The 16,563-nt window shown below is 60.4% G+C and carries 13 protein-coding genes; 7 read left to right on the top strand and 6 right to left on the bottom strand.

Translation table 11 applies throughout. From position 1 onward, the window contains the following. Positions 1-16: 16 nt before the first annotated feature. The 4 genes from AC4HNJ_RS09765 to AC4HNJ_RS09750 are packed head-to-tail and all read right to left on the bottom strand — an operon-like array spanning position 17 to position 4,590. Positions 17-694 carry an energy transducer TonB family protein gene (locus tag AC4HNJ_RS09765; protein WP_490479370.1) on the bottom strand — a complete coding sequence of 226 codons (678 nt, stop codon included), beginning with the start codon at positions 692-694 and terminating at the stop codon, positions 17-19. A 17-nt stretch (positions 695-711) separates the two neighbouring features. Then, the gene (locus AC4HNJ_RS09760) at positions 712-1,116 is read right to left on the bottom strand and encodes an ExbD/TolR family protein (protein WP_490479369.1); all 405 of its coding nucleotides are present in this window, start codon (positions 1,114-1,116) and stop codon (positions 712-714) included. Positions 1,117-1,126: 10 nt separating this feature from the next. Then, positions 1,127-2,950: a DUF2341 domain-containing protein gene (locus AC4HNJ_RS09755; protein ID WP_490479368.1), complete on the bottom strand. Its 1,824-nt coding sequence runs from the start codon at positions 2,948-2,950 to the stop codon at positions 1,127-1,129. 38 nt (positions 2,951-2,988) lie between these two features. Continuing rightward, a complete protein-coding gene (locus tag AC4HNJ_RS09750) occupies positions 2,989-4,590 on the bottom strand; it encodes a ShlB/FhaC/HecB family hemolysin secretion/activation protein (RefSeq protein WP_490479367.1) in 1,602 nt (533 codons plus the stop codon). A 925-nt stretch (positions 4,591-5,515) separates the two neighbouring features. Between AC4HNJ_RS09750 and AC4HNJ_RS09745 the strand changes: the two genes are divergently transcribed. From AC4HNJ_RS09745 to AC4HNJ_RS09735, 3 genes are read left to right on the top strand one after another with little or no spacing between them, the layout of a single operon-like run. Next, positions 5,516-6,118 carry an STN domain-containing protein gene (locus AC4HNJ_RS09745; RefSeq protein ID WP_490479366.1) on the top strand — a complete coding sequence of 201 codons (603 nt, stop codon included), beginning with the start codon at positions 5,516-5,518 and terminating at the stop codon, positions 6,116-6,118. A 48-nt stretch (positions 6,119-6,166) separates the two neighbouring features. Further along, the gene (locus tag AC4HNJ_RS09740; RefSeq protein ID WP_490479365.1) at positions 6,167-6,676 is read left to right on the top strand and encodes an RNA polymerase sigma factor; all 510 of its coding nucleotides are present in this window, start codon (positions 6,167-6,169) and stop codon (positions 6,674-6,676) included. Between the two features lie 4 nt (positions 6,677-6,680). Further along, positions 6,681-7,679: a FecR family protein gene (locus tag AC4HNJ_RS09735; RefSeq protein ID WP_490479364.1), complete on the top strand. Its 999-nt coding sequence runs from the start codon at positions 6,681-6,683 to the stop codon at positions 7,677-7,679. Between the two features lie 12 nt (positions 7,680-7,691). Here the strand turns inward: AC4HNJ_RS09735 and AC4HNJ_RS09730 are convergent, their stop codons facing one another. Further along, positions 7,692-7,898 (bottom strand): hypothetical protein, encoded by a 207-nt coding sequence (locus tag AC4HNJ_RS09730; protein ID WP_490479363.1) that lies wholly within the window; start codon positions 7,896-7,898, stop codon positions 7,692-7,694. A gap of 394 nt (positions 7,899-8,292) precedes the next feature. On the opposite strand from AC4HNJ_RS09730, the gene AC4HNJ_RS09725 reads away from it, so the two are divergent. From AC4HNJ_RS09725 to AC4HNJ_RS09710, 4 genes are all read left to right on the top strand, one after another. After that, a complete protein-coding gene (locus AC4HNJ_RS09725) occupies positions 8,293-8,874 on the top strand; it encodes an RNA polymerase sigma factor (RefSeq protein WP_490479362.1) in 582 nt (193 codons plus the stop codon). Between the two features lie 5 nt (positions 8,875-8,879). Further along, a complete protein-coding gene (locus AC4HNJ_RS09720; RefSeq protein ID WP_490479361.1) occupies positions 8,880-9,902 on the top strand; it encodes a FecR family protein in 1,023 nt (340 codons plus the stop codon). Between the two features lie 355 nt (positions 9,903-10,257). After that, entirely contained in the window at positions 10,258-12,738 is a 2,481-nt protein-coding gene (locus AC4HNJ_RS09715) for a protease pro-enzyme activation domain-containing protein (RefSeq protein WP_490479360.1), read from the top strand. A gap of 546 nt (positions 12,739-13,284) precedes the next feature. Continuing rightward, positions 13,285-16,305 carry a TonB-dependent receptor gene (locus tag AC4HNJ_RS09710; RefSeq protein WP_490479359.1) on the top strand — a complete coding sequence of 1,007 codons (3,021 nt, stop codon included), beginning with the start codon at positions 13,285-13,287 and terminating at the stop codon, positions 16,303-16,305. Positions 16,306-16,334: 29 nt separating this feature from the next. Here the strand turns inward: AC4HNJ_RS09710 and AC4HNJ_RS09705 are convergent, their stop codons facing one another. Further along, positions 16,335-16,517, bottom strand: a complete 183-nt coding sequence (locus AC4HNJ_RS09705; RefSeq protein ID WP_490479358.1) for a hypothetical protein — start codon at positions 16,515-16,517, stop codon at positions 16,335-16,337. Positions 16,518-16,563 lie beyond the last annotated feature (46 nt).

Below are 16,563 nucleotides of genomic sequence, written 5' to 3'. Positions count from 1 at the left end.
GTACATGGCTCACCCCTCAACCGGGCCGGTAGCCGCGCATGGCGACGCGCACCGGCATGCTCAGATGCGGGGGAGGTGGTGTGTCGATGCGTAGGCCACGCAGCACGTCGAGCAAGGCGCGATCGGTACTTTGCGCACCGCTGGGCTTGACCAGTTCCACCCGCGTTACGCCGCCATCTGGCGATAGCCATAAATTCACACGCACGTCGAAGACGAGACGGCGCGTGCGGTCATCGTGCTGGATGGCTTCTTGCAAGGCATAGCTGAGGTATTGCTCGTAAGAGCCGCCACCCACGCCGCTGCCGCCACCGCTACCGACCATGCCGCCGCCTTCGCCCGCGCCGATGTTGAAGGCATCGTTGCCGGCCTGCGCGGGACCATTGATGGTGATTTGCTTGGCAACGTCCGGCGATGCCTTGGGCGCTTCCACCGGTTTTACCGGTTCGGCCGGCTTGGGAATCTCTTCTTTGGTCTCCTCGACTTTCTTCGGCTCGGGCGGCTTTTCTTTCGGCGGCGGCGGGGGTGGCGGCAAGGGCGTAATCGTCGCGATACGCGGTGCCGACCGACGCACGCCAACTTCATTGCCGGCGAGCATCCACACCAGCCACGCTGCCGCGAGCAACACCCATACGGCGATGATGAGGCCGCGCCATCGACGCCATCCTTTCCGCTCTATGTAACCGGGCTCGAACATCGCGCGCTCCTGCAGCCTTAGCCCGGTTGCCGGCCGGTCACCAGACCGACTTGATTGAGTTCAAGACGGCGCAGCAGATCGAGGATGTCGACCACTTTCTGGTACTGCACATGCGCGTCGCCCTTGACGATGACGGGAAAGTCCGGCGTCAGTGCTTTTTGTTCGCGCAGCCGCTGCTCCAGCTCACCGATGGTGACGGGGAATGCATCGAGGAAAATCTGCCCCGTGTCGGAAATCGTGATCGCTTTCGTCTGCGGCTTGGCCAGGCTGATCGAGGCGCTGGCCTTGGGCAGATTGACCTTGATGCCCTGCACTGCCGCGGTGGTCATGATGATGAAGATCACCAGCAGCACGTAGGCCAGATCCAGCATCGGCGTGATGTTGATGTCGTCGTAGGGTTTGTCTTCGTCCTGGACCTGCATGGCACGCTCCTCAGCTTTCGACCGTGGAGAGATCAACCGAACGATGCAGCTCGGCCAGGCGCGTCACGAACTCATCGACGAACACCTGCATGTTGGCGGTAACGGCTTTGTTGCGTGTCAGCAGGTAGTTGTAGCCAAACAAGGCGGGAATCGCGACGAACAAGCCGGCGACGGTAGCGAGCAAGGCAGCGGAAATGCCTGGTGCGATGGCATTGATGTTGACGTCACCCGCTGCAGCGATGGCGGCGAAGGTGATCATCACGCCTACCACCGTACCGAGCAGTCCGAGGAACGGGCCGCCGGAAATCGCGATGGTGAGCATCACCATCGAGCGCGACAGCGCCTGGTTTTCGCGGACCAGGGTGGAGTCCATCACGGCGCGAATGGCTTCGATGGATTCGGAAGCAATCACCAGGCGACCTTCACCGTCACGGCGACGCCATACTTCCTTAGTACCGGTTTCATACAAGCGATACAGCGACGAACCGATCAGCTCGTGACGTATGGCGGGCGATATATCCTTGCCGGCCAGGCCAAGCAAGTTGCCGCCGAGGTCACGATAACGGCGCATGAAGCGTTCGTTCGCGCGGGTGACCTGCGAGACGTAGCTGCCACGCTGCCACATCACCAGCCAGGAGATCACCGCCATGATCATCAGCAGGGTAATAACCACCCAGGCGTCGACCGTGACCGATTTGACGATGATGCCGAAGTAACCAAAACCGAAGCCGGATTTCTTTTCATCCTGGCCATAGGCGATCAGCTTCGATTCCGCGCCCTGCGAGAGCGCGTTCGCAGCAATCAGCGCGGCCGGGCGCGCAACATTCGACAAACGCAATTCGTCCATGTCGCCGACAAAGTCCGCGAAAGGAACCGGCGTGCCAGCGGCGCCCGTGGCGTTGGCGACATCGCCACCCAAGCTCGCGCTACCACTGAGCGCCGGCAAGGTTGCAGCGAGGTTGGCGTAGGGACGTCCATTGACATACAGCGCGATCTGCCCGTTTCCGGCGGTGACCGTCAGATAAGTCCACTCACCCGCCTTCAATGGCGCGCCGCCACTGCTGCGTTGCGGCTGGCTGCCGCCATCCACCTCCACGAATGGCGCACCCTTATCGATGCCGATCAACAAAGCCTTGTTATCCTGGCGCTGGCCGTAAATCAGCGTTGCCGTGGTCGGCAATGCGTCCAGCTTGATCCATGCGCTGAAGGTAAAGCTGCCGCCATCCTTGATGTTGAGCGAAGAGCTGGCCGGCAAGGTCACCACGGTGGTGCCATCGAAGCGCGCGGCATGGCCAGCGATGCCGCCATCCACTGTACGCAAGGCACCGCTGAGCGCGTTGTTGCCGTACGCGGTGGCATCTTTCGGCGGTTGCCCGCTCTGTTCGTCGAAGTGATAGACCAGGGTGTAGCTGGCATCGAACGTAGCCGCCCCACTGCTCATGGCTGGCGCTTTGGTATTGCCGTAGTACATCCAGATGGTTTGCTGGCCGTCGCTCGGCATGTCCTGCACATCAAGCCAGATTTGCGCTACACCCATCACCGGGTCGAAGTTTTCGATCTGGTAGTTCAATGGCGTCTTGCCGTCGCTGCCGATGAAGCGCAGGTCCGCGCCGGTCTTGCTCACGCCGTCGAACTGAAAGTTGCCCGGATGCAGGCGAATCAGCACCGGCATGCGTCCGGTCGGCTGCGCGAGGTTTGCGCCCTTGGGAGTGGTATCCAGCGTGATCGGCTTGCGGTACGACCAATCGTCGTTCCACCAGGAGGACTCGCTGGCGAAGCCTGTTCGCGACAGCAGCAACAGGCACAGTGCGCAGAGAAAGATGAAATACCGCATGGTCGTTGAACCCCTAGATGCGAAGTGATAACTGAGCCTCAGAGCCCTGCCTTGACGCTGAAAAGCAGATGCCCGTCGTGCGCCTTGGTTTGCATGCCATTGCGCAGCGGATAGGCGTATTCCAGGTCGCCGCTCAGGTTGTGGAATACGGTGAACTGCGTACCGATGCCGGTGCTGAGCAAGACGAAACGCCCGCGCTGTTCGGGCAAGGGATCGATCAGCCACAGCCGTGCGCCGTCGACGAAGACATGAAAGCGCCAGTCGTCGGCGAAGGAGCCGAGCCAGGAATGGATCGATGGCGTGCGCAGTTCGACCGACGCGAGCGCGCCGTTGTCCGCGGTGTCTTCCGCTGACAGATACCCGCGCACGCTGCTCATGCCGCCGGCTGCGAACTGCTCGCTGGAGACCAGCGGTGTATCGGTCGCCTGTGCGCTGCCGCGCGTTGCAAAAGCAAAACCGTCAGCGAAGCTGTGTGCGTAATTGATGTCCAGATGCAGGTCGGCGAAATCGTCACGGGCGTTGTAGCGCTGGGTGTCGAAGGCCTGATTGCCGCTGCCCAGGCCGCGCCAACCGAAATTGCCGGTGAGCGTGAAACTTGTCGTCGATTTGTCGCTGACGCGCTGTCCGGTGTAAGACGCTGAGAGCGGGTAATACGTCAGTGGCGCCTCGAGCGTCTGGCCGCCCAACATGATGTTCTGGTCGAAATGCTTGCGACTGATGCCGATCGACGCCAGCTGGGTGTAATCGCCAAGTACCGGCAACTGCTTGGTTGCCTGGATGCTGACCGCATTGCCCTTGCCGAGCACGGTAGTCCCGCCGAGGGTGTTGGCATTGCTGTTGGATTTATAGGCGGAACCGAGCAGGCTCCAGTCTGTGTTGAGTGGCGCCAGGTAGGACAGCGCATAGACCTCTGTCGCCTGCCGATCTTGCGGCGCGACGATATAGGTCGCCGAAAGCGTTTGCCCCAACTGCCACAGATTGTTGTAGCTAACATTCGCGATCGTGCGCAGGTCAGGTGTACCCACGCTGTGATCGTTGTTGACCTCCACGCTTCCATGCAGCGGGTTGGAGTCGTCCACTTTCAGCGTAACGTCCATGGTCTGCGGCAGGCTGCCGGGACTGAGCAAAGGCACCACTTGGCGACCGGGCTGCCGATTCAAGTCGGTCAGCTCGCGCTGTACGTCATTGAAGTTGGGCACCGCGCCTTGCGCCAGCGCCGGCACGGCATCGCGAATGGCTTGCGGCGAATGGTATTTCGCGCCTTCCACGCGTACGCGGCCGATACTGTTTTCCACCACCTGCAGCAGGATCACACCGTTCTTCACCTGCTGCGGCGGAATCTCGATCACTACCGATTGATAGCCTTTGGACTGATACAACTTTTGCAGTGCATCGCGCGCGGCATGCACGTCGTTCATGCTGCGGCCGGGCCCCAGATAGGGCTCCACCGATGTTTCAATCGCCACCGGATCCAGCAAGGTATTGCCGCGCACCAGATACTCGTTGACCTGAAAGCTGGCTGGCGTGCCAGACGGCGCCGGAGCAGCCCCTTTTTGCGCCATGGCCGGTTGTGGCAATACCAGCAACAGACCTATCAAGACGGCCAGCGGGCGCATCGAAACACCAACTCCATGTCGCATGTTCATTCACCGCCTCGTGCTTGCATCGGCGCACCGGCGTCGCGCTTGAGCCGGCGCATCCCCCATCGACGCTTTGACACTAGCGTGCTGCCCATAACCGAATCACGACAGCAACATGTCCGCTCTACAACAGGCGCTGGGTTCACCGCGCATGAGATGCTGTTGGAGAAAGCAAGCCACGTGGTCGCTCGCACACCCCCCTTTCGCCGGCCATACTCCCGCGGCAAACATCCATGCTGTTCCTGTGGCCGATATCTCACTCGCTTGATCACGCAGCACGTACCCTTATCGAGACGGCGTTTAGCCGTCCGTTTCAGAAGCCAGCACTTCCCCTGCGCGCGGGCTACAGCACGGCGCGCGATGCGAATAACCGGATGAAGGGCATCCATGCCCGTCCACGACTCCTGCTGGGTTAGACGGACGTCTCGGTCCGCGACTGAACCATGTCACGAAAATTTCATGTGCCGGGGGTAAACAGGCGTTGACGACATCAAGGTGTCATGTATCCGGACACACGACCGGCAGGTGAATGCCTGTCCCTGCTACATTGGCCGTCATTGGATGACACCTTCTGGATGACCCCTTGTAGACGCGAGCGCGCACGGTGCGTTGGATGCCATGCACGCAACCTCGTCCGGCGGCTTGACGGGCCTGCAACACGAATGGCGCACTGATGGTTTCCATTGACGCATCTGCCACCAGCGCCATCCGCTGTCATATTGGGGGCCTAGTCTTTGGCTTGGCTCGAGGAGGTTATTCAACGTGCGGCGCTTTCGTTACAAAGGAGCATAAATTCTTCGCATTCCGGCGGTTCACGTGCCTGGCGCTGTGTTTCTCGCTACCGTGGGCGCCCTTTGCGGAATCGGTTTCCGCGCCGTACCAGGTGACGTTGCCTGCGGAACAGAAGCACGAGGCCGAACGGATCATGACGTTCGACATAGCGCCGCAATCGCTGCTGACAGCATTGCGTGCGTATACCGACGTTACGGGGCAAGCAGTGCTGGTGGACGACACACTCGCTGCGGGACGGCAATCCCCCGGCGTACAAGGAGTATTCGATACAACTGAAGCATTGCGGGCATTGCTCGCGGGTACTGGGCTCGTCGCCAGCTACTCCAGCGATCAGGCATTTACGCTGAAGCTCGCCACGCCGAACGAGGATGACGACGAGATCAGGCAGGAACGAGTAGAAGGGGCGGTAAGCGGGGGGGACGAAGCTGTGATTGAACGCTATGCCGGAACGATTCAGCGACCGATCGAAGCGGCGTTGTGTCGGTCCGATGACACACGCCCGGGGACCTATCGGCTCGCCATGCAGATATGGATCGCCCCTTCGGGGCGGGTGGAAAAAACCCGGCTTCTCACGCCCGGCGACGACCATCGCCGCCATGACGATGTGCGTCGCGCCCTGAGCGAATTAATGCTGGATCCCCCGCCACAGGACATGCCGCAACCCATCACCTTGCTGTTACTGCCCCAGCATGCACACGCCTCGGCCTGCGCGTCCCTTTCCGAGTCTGCCCGCTGAGGGCCGCGCGCGATGGAAACCACGTCTTTACCCCTGCTTCGACTCTTCATGGAACGACGCCATGAACTTCGGCGCCGCCTGAAAAATCGCCTGGGTTCCGATGAGCTGGCGAACGACGCCTTGCAGGAAACCTATCTGCGCATCAAGCGCATGAGCGAGGCACCGGCCATTTCGAGCAATCCCGCCGGCTATCTGTTTCGCATGGCCGTCAATGTCGCCACGGATCAACGTCAGGCCGACGCACGCTACCTCACCGGCGAGGAGGTGGAAGACCTATTGCAGGTTGGCGCAGATACCCTCGATCCGGCGCGGATCGTCCACGCCAAGCTGGAAGTGGCCGCGCTGGAACGGGCCCTGGATGAACTGACTGGGCGGCAACGTGCCATCTTGATCGCTGCGCGCGTCGAGGACGTTCCGCAGGAAGATATCGCCCGTCGCTTTGGCATCTCGGTGCGAATGGTCGGCAAGGAGCTGCGCAAGGCGCTCGACCACTGCGGCAAGCGTCTCGATCGGAAAGTCACCCAGCGGTTCGGTCCCGGCGCGGGAAAAGAGTCTTAGAGGTATGCGGATTTCCGACCACATCGCCGATCACCGGGTCGTGCTGCGCCAAGAAGCGCAGCAATGGCTGCTGCGCCTGACCTCGGGCACGGCCACCACGCAGGACGCGCGGGCGTTCGAACACTGGTGCGGGCAAAGCCCTGCTCACGTGGAGGCCTTTGCGGAAGCCCGGCGCCTGTGGGAAAACCTCGGACCTGCTGCGCAGGCGTGGATGGCGCACGAGCAGCTCCGCAACGCGAGTGACATCCCTGGCCATGCGCCGCGCACGCGACCCCGCATGAGCCGGCGCGCTTTTCTCGGCGCTGCCGTCGCAGCATCCGCCGCGCTGGTAGTGATGCATCCGCCTCTCCAACTATGGCCGTCGCTATCGGACATGGCGGCGGACTATCGCACCGCCACCGGCGAACAGCGTGAAGTGGATCTGGGGCAAGGCATCGTGGTGCAAATGAATACGCAGACGGCGATGAATCTGCGCAAATCCGGCAGCCGCCTGGTCGGCATCGACTTGCTCGGCGGCGAAATCCAAGTGAAGGCCACGACGGCAACGGATGTCCCCATCAGCATATATGCCGGTGGCGGACGTATCGACGTAAGCGCACAAGGTAAGTGCAACGTGCGTTGCTATGACACGAATATCGAAGTCACCGGCCTCGACGGTGCGACCACGCTTCACTACAAAGGCCAGAGCGTTGTGCTGAATACGGCGCAGCGTGCCGATTATGGCGCTGGCAGGCTGGGCGACGTCGTGACCGCCGATATCGACATCACCATGGCTTGGCGCCGGCGTGTGCTGATCTTTGACGGTCAGCCACTGGCCAAGGTGGTGGAAGAAATCAACCGCTATCGCCCCGGCCGCATCATCATCGCCAATGACGCACTTGCAGCTCGCAAGGTGCAGGCGCGATTCTCGCTCAATCAGCTCGCCGACGTCGCTGCGCTGATCCAGGATGCATACGGCGCCAAGGTCACTTCGTTGCCAGGCGGCATCGTGATCCTGAGCTAGCGTCGGGAATAACTACTGATCGCTCGAGCGGATAAAGGAAAGGCCTTTCGGCGTCAGTTCCAGTGCCTGATGATAATCGGCACGCGAGTCCACGCGCTGCACCAACCCCATCTCAAGCAAGCGATCTGCAACATCGCCGGACACGTTTGCCGCGCGGCCCTCTGCAATATGCTCAAGACCAGCGACCTCGCTCAATTCAAGCTGTATCGACACGTTCACGGACTACTGCCTCTTTACTTCCAGGTTCGTCAAGCTTGCACACGTAACTATGACAGCTTGCTGTCGGGTCTGTGAAGGCCGGAGCAAACCGCATCATGGGTCACATCCCACCAAGAAAATCGACCGGATACTCATCGCGAACATAGCTTCATGAAGCACAGCTCACGTTGAGAAACCCGTTTTTCATCATCCGTGATGTCAATTCATCAGCACGACAATTCATGCGACAGGAAAGGGAAAACATTGGTTTCTTTTTAAACCATCCTGACTCAGACAGAATGAGGAAAGCGTCCTGACGCAATGACCGTCGCCATCCTGGGCACGCCTCTGTTTGTTGCACACGATCCCTTTTTCGGTCACATTCGGTCGAATCTGGGTGGGTATGACACTGGGGATGAACGACAAGCGGGAACGTGCATCGGGGGGAGATTTGACCGACGTACCCGGCAAGGGTGCCGACGCCCATGCGCGCAGTTTTGATACGTTCCTGCGCAGCCAGTTTCGTGGCCTGCTGCAGTTTCTGCGCGCCCGGACGGCTTCCGAACAGGATGCCGAGGACGCCGCGCAGGAGAGCATGGCCAAGCTGTTGCGCTACCGGGAACTGGAACCGCCCTCGGCCTGGAAGCAGCTGCTTTACCGCATTGCCCAGAATGTCGCACATGACCAATACCGGGTGGCCCTCAGCCATCACAGCAAGGATCACGTGGCGCTGGACGGACTGGACATTGCCACCCCCGAACACTCGCCGGAGCAACGGGCCGCCTACGATCAGCAGGTCGCCCGGCTGAGCAAGGCCATTCTGGAGCTGCCACCCAAATGCCAGCGCGTGTATCTGCTCAAGCGCGTGCATAACCTGAGCCATGCGGAGATTGCTGGCCGTTGCGGCATTTCCATCAAGATGGTCGAGAAGCATCTGGCTACTGCCCTTGCCCAGCTGCGACGCAAGGTAGGTGATTCCTCGAAGGAAGCGTTTTAATGGACATGGACAGGCGGAAAGCGGGTGTACCCCATGCGGGCTTCGACGCGACACCCGGCTCCAGCTCTGAAGCCGAGGATTGGTTCGCCCGCCTGCTGGATGAGCATTGCCCACCGGAAACACATGCTGCATTCGAACGCTGGCTGGCGGCGGATCCCAAGCATGCGGTGGCCTATCGCGACGTCGAGCGGGTATGGAAACAGAGCCGCAGCGCGGCAAGAGATCCCGCCGTCGCCGCTGCAGCGATGCGCGCTTTGCACGAGCACGCGTCTACGGTCCGACCGCGGCGCTGGCTCATTCCTGCTGTGACGGCAGCCTTTGCCGTCCTCATCGGCGTTATCGTGCTGCCCAGATGGCTAGCAACGTCGCCGGGTCCAGCCGGCACCACCTACCTTACGCAAACCGGCCAGCAGCGGACTGTTCCGTTGAACGACGGCTCTTCCATCGTGCTGGACACGAATACGGACGTGGTCGTGCGATACAGCGCACGTGCGCGGCGTGTCGACCTGCTGCGCGGGCAAGCGCAATTCAGCGTCCACGGCAATCATGCGTGGCCATTCGTGGTGCACGCCGGACATGGCACCGTGACGGCTGTCGGCACGCAATTCCAAGTGCGCCTCGACGATGGCTCGACCGACGTCGCACTGTTGCGGGGCAAGCTGGCGATTGCCACCTCTTCTGCCGATGGCATCACACACCGTGCGTCGCTGGTGGGCGGTCAAGGACTTTCGTTTGACGCCAGCGGCAGGATCACAGCCGTGCATGCGATCGATCTGCAGCGTGCGGAAGGATGGACGCAAGGCAAATTGTTCGTGCATGACTGGTGCCTGCCGGATCTGCTCGCCGAAATGAATCGCTACCACCGCACGCAGCTGCGCATTGGGGATCCGTCGTTGCAGAACGTGCGCATCAGTGGCGTCTTTCACACTGGCGACGAGCAAACCCTCCTGCAGGTCCTGCAGCAAGGCTGGAACATCCGCGCCACGCGAGTCAACGACACACAGATCGTGCTTGCCCGTGCGCGTTGATGCGGCAGCCTCTGCGCTGTGGTGACGGCTACGCGCAGGCGTTCATTTGAATGCCTGCGTCGCGCTGCCGTTCGCGACAGTGCGCAGGCATCGGCTTCACAAACTCCGCACACAACGACGCCTTCGTGCACGACACAGGTAGGGATGTTCGTTTCGCTCGCGTCTTAATTCAACGGCGACGTTGTACATGATTGGCGTACAGGGACAGTAGGGGACGCCGCTCATTGGGCGCTACGGGTTGCCGGGCATCACAGGTGAATCGACACGCCGCACCATGCGGCGGCCATAACAACTACTGAGGACTGCGAGCCGCAGAGGCTTCGTTCGTCCCCAAAAAAATCAAAGGAGTTTATTCATGTCGAGCCGTTCTGGATGTTGGGGAATTCGCACATCGGTTTTGTCGTCAGCGTTATCGCTGGCGTTGCTGTCCATGTCGGCACATGCCGCCGGGACGAGGGTCGCTACGCGTACGCATGCGGGCATCCAGAATCATGGGGGCTCACTGTCTACGCTGGTGATGACCGGTCATCCTTCGATCGATGCGGCGCAGGTCGTGCCGCTGGAGCAAAGCAAACCGTTGCATGTCGAGGTCAGCCTCAATCTGCGCAATGTCGACAAACTGCAGGCGTTTCTTGTGTCGGTGAATCAGCCAGGCAGCGCGAACTATCATCGTTTCCTGACGCCAGCGCAGTTCAAGGCGAAATACGCACCCACCGATGCGCAGGTGCAAGCGGTGGTGGCGCATCTTGAAGCGTCGGGTTTCAAACGCATCAAGGTCGCGCCGAACAATCTGCTGGTGTCGGCGGATGGCACTGCTGCGGACGCCAATGCGGCCTTCCATGCAGACATGAAGCGCTTCAGCTTCAAGGGCAAACAGCATTTCGCCAACGGCTCCGACGTCACTGTGCCGCAATCGCTAGGTAGCATCGTCGACGGCGTGCTCGGCCTGCAGGATTACGCCAGGCCGCATGTGATGTCGCATCGCATCAGCAACGACGCAGCAAAAGCGCAGGCTTCGGCTAGCGTGGTGGGGCATAACCCCACTGACTTCGCCAAGATCTACGACGCCGGCAATACACCAACCGCATCGAACACCGTGGTAGGCATCATCACCTGGGGCGATATGACCCAGACGATCAAGGACCTGAATACGTTCACCAAGGACGCAGGCCTGGCGACCGTGAATACCTCGACTGTCGCGGCGGGCAGCGGCACGCTTGCCAACGATGGCGACCCGTCCGAGTGGGACCTGGACAGCCAGGACATCGTTGGTATGTCGGGCGGCGTAAAGCAGTTGATTTTCTATGCCGCGATCAATGGCGACAGCCAGGACAGCCAGCTGACGGATGCAGCCATTACCGCTGCTTACAACAAAGCCGTCACCGATGACGTGGCCAAGGTCATCAATGTGTCGCTTGGTGAAGACGAAACGGCGGCCAACAATTCCGGCACACAGGCGGCGGACGACAAAGTCTTTGCGCAAGCCGTTGCGCAAGGACAGACCTTTTCCGTTGCTTCGGGCGATGCGGGCGTATACCAATGGTCGAGCGATCCGGTGGAAGGCGCACCGGGCTATATCGCCAATTCCAGCGGCACAGTGCAGATCGACCTGAGCCATTACGGGGTAAGCGAGCCGGCGACATCGCCGAATGTCGTGGCTGTCGGTGGCACGACACTAAGCACCAGCAACACGACGACCTGGTCCGGCGAAACCGTGTGGAACGAAGGACTCGCCAGCATCGATCCGAACAACAATGATGACAACGAGCGGTTGTGGGCGACCGGCGGCGGGGTCAGCTTGTTCGAAGGCGCGCCCGCATGGCAGACCGCGGCATTGGGCTCATCGGTCACCAAGCGCCAGCTGCCTGACGTGGCGTTCGATGCCGCCTCCAGTTCAGGCGCTCTGATCGTGATCAACGGCCAGGCAAATCAGCAAGTCGGCGGGACCAGTCTCGCTTCGCCGCTCTTCGTCGGTTTGTGGGCACGCATCGAATCCGCCAACAACAATTCACTCGGCCTGCCGACGCAGGACATGTACACCTACTTCCCGAAGGATGCGACACCCCTGCACGATGTCACCTCGGGCAATAACGGCTACAACGGCTACGGCTACAACGCGGCTGCCGGCTATGACAACACGACTGGCTGGGGCAGTCTCGACATAGCCAAGTTCAATGCCTATGTCACCCAATACTGGGGTGGCTCCAACAGTGGCGGCGGCGGTAGCCAGGGCGATCCGGTGGCGAGCTTCACCGATACGGCCAGCGGACTCACTGTCAACTTCAGCAACAGCTCCACCGATAGCGGTGGCACGATCAGCAGTTATGCCTGGAATTTCGGCGACAACAGCACGTCTACGTCCGCCAGCCCCAGCCATACCTATGCGGCGGCGGGAACCTATACGGTGACGTTGACCGTTACTGACAATACCGGCGCGACGAATACCAAGACGGCTTCCGTGACGGTGAGCAGCAGTAGTGGCGGCAGCGGTGTCTTCAGCAACAACAAGCCGGTAACGATCCGCGACAACGCCACCATCACCAGCGCGATCGCGGTTACGGGTGAATCGGGCTATGCACCATCGAACCTGAAAGTGCACGCCAGCATTACGCACAACTGGTCCGGCGATCTCACCATCGAGATCATTGCCCCCAATGGCGCGTACGCCGTATTGCAGAACCCCGACTACGGCGATGACGGCAACATCAACACGACCTGGACGGTGAATGCTTCGTCGGTGCCCGCCAATGGGACGTGGAAACTCAAGGTGATCGATAACGATCCGGAGTACTACGGCGACAACGGCACACTCAATAACTGGAGCATCACGTTCTGAATCGGTTTGGGCGCGCAGGGACGCGTGCCATGGATGGGAAAACCCGGTCATCGTGGCCGGGTTTTTTCCTTGTCGGGTTGAGAACCAGGCTTAGCCGCTCGATACCGCGGTGTTCTCTCTTGCATAAGGCTGATGAAGAGGCGTCCGGCTTCCCGTCCGACAAACGCTAGAACGAAATGCCGTGTTGATCAGCAAGACACCGGACCCCTGCTTCCGTCGGGGCAGCAGCATAAGCTGCGGTTTTTGGCGCGCTTGCGAAGCAGCACAGGCATCGACCTCCAGCGCCGCCCGCATTTCCTTATGCGTGTTCCGACGCCACGAATCGTCTCGTGTGCCCTATGATCGAGCCTTCCATCGATGTGTGGTCCGCGCCATCGCACATCCTTGGTCAGGGGATTCAATGGGAGGCTTAAAACGGGAATGCGGAAAACCGCCTGGGGAGGCTTGCTGTGGATTCGACTCCGCCGCGTAACGCACGGCTTCGGAGCGTTGGCATCCCGGCTGCGCTTATCCCTGATATGCACGCACAGCTTGGGATGGATGCTGGTGGCCACGAGCCTGCTGTTCGCCCTGCCGCCGGCCTTCGGCGAAGAGCACGCGGTAGGTGTCTATAGCATTCCCGCTGGCAGTTTGCGCGACGCACTGGATGCACTGGCCGCACAAAGTGACATTCAAATCGTCTACGCGCCGGAGCTCGTCCAAGGCAAGCACACGCGCGGCATGTCAGGACGCTACACCCCGGCCGTGGCGTTGGGTCAATTGCTGGCCGGCACGGGTTTGACCTGGGAAGAAGTGAATGCGTCCACGTTCATGCTCAAGGCCTCGCCCCTTTTTCAATCACCGGCGCACCGAGCCGTCAACAGGGATGCCGTGAGCAGGCCCGAGACCTTGAGTACGGTGACAGTCAGCGGTTCGCTCATCCGCAACGCAGATATCCAGACCGCTACGCCTACCTCGACCATCACGGCCGCAGATATCCAGGCGCGCGGTTTTAACAGCCTCGCCGAAGTTCTGCAGAACTCAGTCCTGGCGACAGGCTCTCTGCAAGGGCCACAACTCGCAGGTTCTTTTACGCAGGGCGCGCAACCGGTCAGCTTGTTCGGGTTGGGCCCGCAATTCACGCTGATTCTGTTGGACGGCAAACCGGTGGCGAATTTTGGAAGGCTTTACAACGGCACCTTCAACTTCACCAATATTTCCAATTTTCCATTAGCGATCATCGATCACATCGACGTGATGCCGGGCGGTGCGTCGTCGATCTACGGGTCCCAGGCTATCGGCGGCGTCATCAACATCGTCACCAAGTCGCATCTTGATGGCGGCGAGTTGTCGGTGCGAACGGGCGGCTATACGGATGGCGGCGGCGCGAACCAACGCATCAGTGCCGCTTACGGACATGACGTCGGTCGATGGCACATGCTGGGCGTGTTCGAATTCGACAATGCGTCACCGATATGGGGCTACCAGCGCCGCCTCACTGCCGGCAGCGGGCCGGGCACCGGTGCAACAGCCGCCCCCAGTGTGCAAGCCGGTATCCTCGATTACGGCACCCGTGCCACGTATACCGGTGCGCCACTGGGCTATCTTGCGCCACCCAACGGTTGCGCCAAATCCCTCTTCGGCGGCACCACCATGCTGGTAACCAGCAGTGCCCCGAATCCATCGGGTGTCTATTGCGGATCGCGCAAACTGAATAGTTACACCACTTATAGCAATCAGCTGCGAAATCTCGATGGCATGATGAAGCTCGCCTATCGGCTTAGTGATCGCGTGAAGCTGTATAGCGATGCGACAGTGAATTGGCAAACCCAACGCTGGTTTCCGGGAGTTTCCGCCTGGTTTCCGGATGATCTTCCACATGGCGGCATTGAGGATGCGACGACAGGCCAGCTGCTTTACCCTGAAAAATACTTTGCGCCGGAAGAAATGCCCGACGGCGCGGCAGGCCAGATGTATCGGCAACAGGATCTGCTTTATCGCATCGACCTCGGCGCCACCGGTGAATGGGGCGATTCGGGTTGGGACTGGGATATCTATTACCTCCGCACGGGCGATCGCACGGAAGTGGTTGAGCCGGTATCGATCAAAGCGGATATCGATGCTTTCTTCGGCACTATCCTTGGTCCGGTCGTAGGTACGGATCCTCGCTACGGCCTGAATCTGTATAACCCGAATTATCAGGCGTTTTTTCAACCGATCACGCCCGCGCAATACGCAAGCTTTACCCAAGGCGTCGGCGAATCCAGCCGCACCTGGATCAATGACACGCGCGCTACCGTCAGCCATGCATCGTTGTTTGCGCTACCTGGCGGCGATGCCGGCTTTGCGGCCTTGCTCGAAGGCGGCAGCGAAGCCTGGTACGAACCCCTCAACACTTTGTACATGCACGGTGATGTGTTCGAGCACGCCGCGACGGGAGGCGGCGGACAACGATCCCATGCTGCGGCAGCGGCGGAACTGAATTTGCCGCTCCTCAGAACCCTCACCCTCGATCTTTCCGGCCGATATGATTATTACGCGCTCGATCGCGGCAGCAACAATCGCAAGTTCACGTACAAGGCCGGTATCGAATACCGACCGATCAACGCGCTGCTGTTTCGCGGCAATTACACAACGTCGTTCAAGGCGCCGGACCTGGCCTCCATCTTCCTGGGCCCGACCGATTACTACACCGTCGTCACCGACGATTACCTTTGTGCCGTAGCGCATAGCACGCCTTGCGGCACGGCTTATCAGTACGGCATTCGCGGCACCACATTGGCGAATACCCAACTGCAACCCACGTCTGCGCAGAGTTGGACGCTGGGAACCGTGTGGTCACCCACGGACCACCTGGATGTCAGCCTCGATTACTTGCATATCGCCATTCAAAACGAAGTCGTGCAGCAAGACATGAATGTGCTGATGCGCACGGATGCGCAATGCCTGCTCGGCCAGCGCGATCCGTCTTCGGCGACATGCCAGGCGGCGACGAGCCAGGTACAGCGCGCTGGCGGACGTGGATCGATCACCAACGTCACCACGTATTACGCCAACCTCGCCAATGAGGTCACCAAATCGCTGATGGGCAGCATGCGGTATCGCTTCGCCTTGTCCCGCTTCGGCACCTTCAGCGTGCAGATGGACTACAACGACATGCTGAAGCACGACTATCAGATCGCGCCGGATACGCTGCCGATCAATCAACTCGCCAATCCCCTCTACAGCACGGAGTTCAAGAGCATCGTCAGCGGCAGCCTTGGCTGGACCAGCTCGGATGGTCGGTGGACGAGCACGCTTTATGGACACCGCTATGGCCCATCGCCCAATTTCGCTGCCACCAGCGAAGGTTTCGGCTATCCGGGTGCGGGGTACTTGTCGCCGTGGATTATTTTCAACGCCAGCGCCACGTACCGACCGACGCACCGGCTCGCGCTGTCCCTGCTGGTCAACAACCTCGCCAACAAGATGCCACCGCGCGACACCAGCGATGTGCTCTATCCCTATTTCAACAACCAGAACTACAACATCTACGGACGGGAAATGATGCTGCAGCTGGATTTACGGTTAGGTGGGACGGTGCATTGAAGCTTTTCAAGGCCTGCAGCGAATGACGATCAGCGTGGCACGCGCAAGCTTGAATCGCGCAGCGCCGACTCGTGCTGCACTTCGTCCTGCGCGGCAATGTCGGCCATGTCCACCGCGCTGTGATGGGGACCATGCATGGCACCGGGCGGTATGCTGGCGTCCATGACGCCTTCTTTCTCGATGCTCACGTCTGCATTGGATGGGATGGTCATGCCGGATCCTTTGGTGTCTGCCTATTCTTGCACGGCTTTATGGGCT

Source organism: Dyella sp. SYSU CM1112 (assembly GCF_058216415.1).
Note: the sequence above shows the minus strand (reverse complement) of the source record. Positions and strands in the feature narration are given on the sequence as shown.

Coding starts and splice junctions, on each gene's coding strand:
- AC4HNJ_RS09765 (WP_490479370.1), bottom strand. CDS start 694: ATGTTCGAGCCCGGTTACATAGAGCGGAAAGGATGGCGTCGATGGCGC.
- AC4HNJ_RS09715 (WP_490479360.1), top strand. CDS start 10,258: ATGTCGAGCCGTTCTGGATGTTGGGGAATTCGCACATCGGTTTTGTCG.
- AC4HNJ_RS09750 (WP_490479367.1), bottom strand. CDS start 4,590: ATGCGACATGGAGTTGGTGTTTCGATGCGCCCGCTGGCCGTCTTGATA.
- AC4HNJ_RS09705 (WP_490479358.1), bottom strand. CDS start 16,517: ATGACCATCCCATCCAATGCAGACGTGAGCATCGAGAAAGAAGGCGTC.
- AC4HNJ_RS09760 (WP_490479369.1), bottom strand. CDS start 1,116: ATGCAGGTCCAGGACGAAGACAAACCCTACGACGACATCAACATCACG.
- AC4HNJ_RS09735 (WP_490479364.1), top strand. CDS start 6,681: ATGCGGATTTCCGACCACATCGCCGATCACCGGGTCGTGCTGCGCCAA.
- AC4HNJ_RS09745 (WP_490479366.1), top strand. CDS start 5,516: ATGACGTTCGACATAGCGCCGCAATCGCTGCTGACAGCATTGCGTGCG.
- AC4HNJ_RS09740 (WP_490479365.1), top strand. CDS start 6,167: ATGGAACGACGCCATGAACTTCGGCGCCGCCTGAAAAATCGCCTGGGT.
- AC4HNJ_RS09755 (WP_490479368.1), bottom strand. CDS start 2,950: ATGCGGTATTTCATCTTTCTCTGCGCACTGTGCCTGTTGCTGCTGTCG.
- AC4HNJ_RS09720 (WP_490479361.1), top strand. CDS start 8,880: ATGGACAGGCGGAAAGCGGGTGTACCCCATGCGGGCTTCGACGCGACA.
- AC4HNJ_RS09725 (WP_490479362.1), top strand. CDS start 8,293: ATGAACGACAAGCGGGAACGTGCATCGGGGGGAGATTTGACCGACGTA.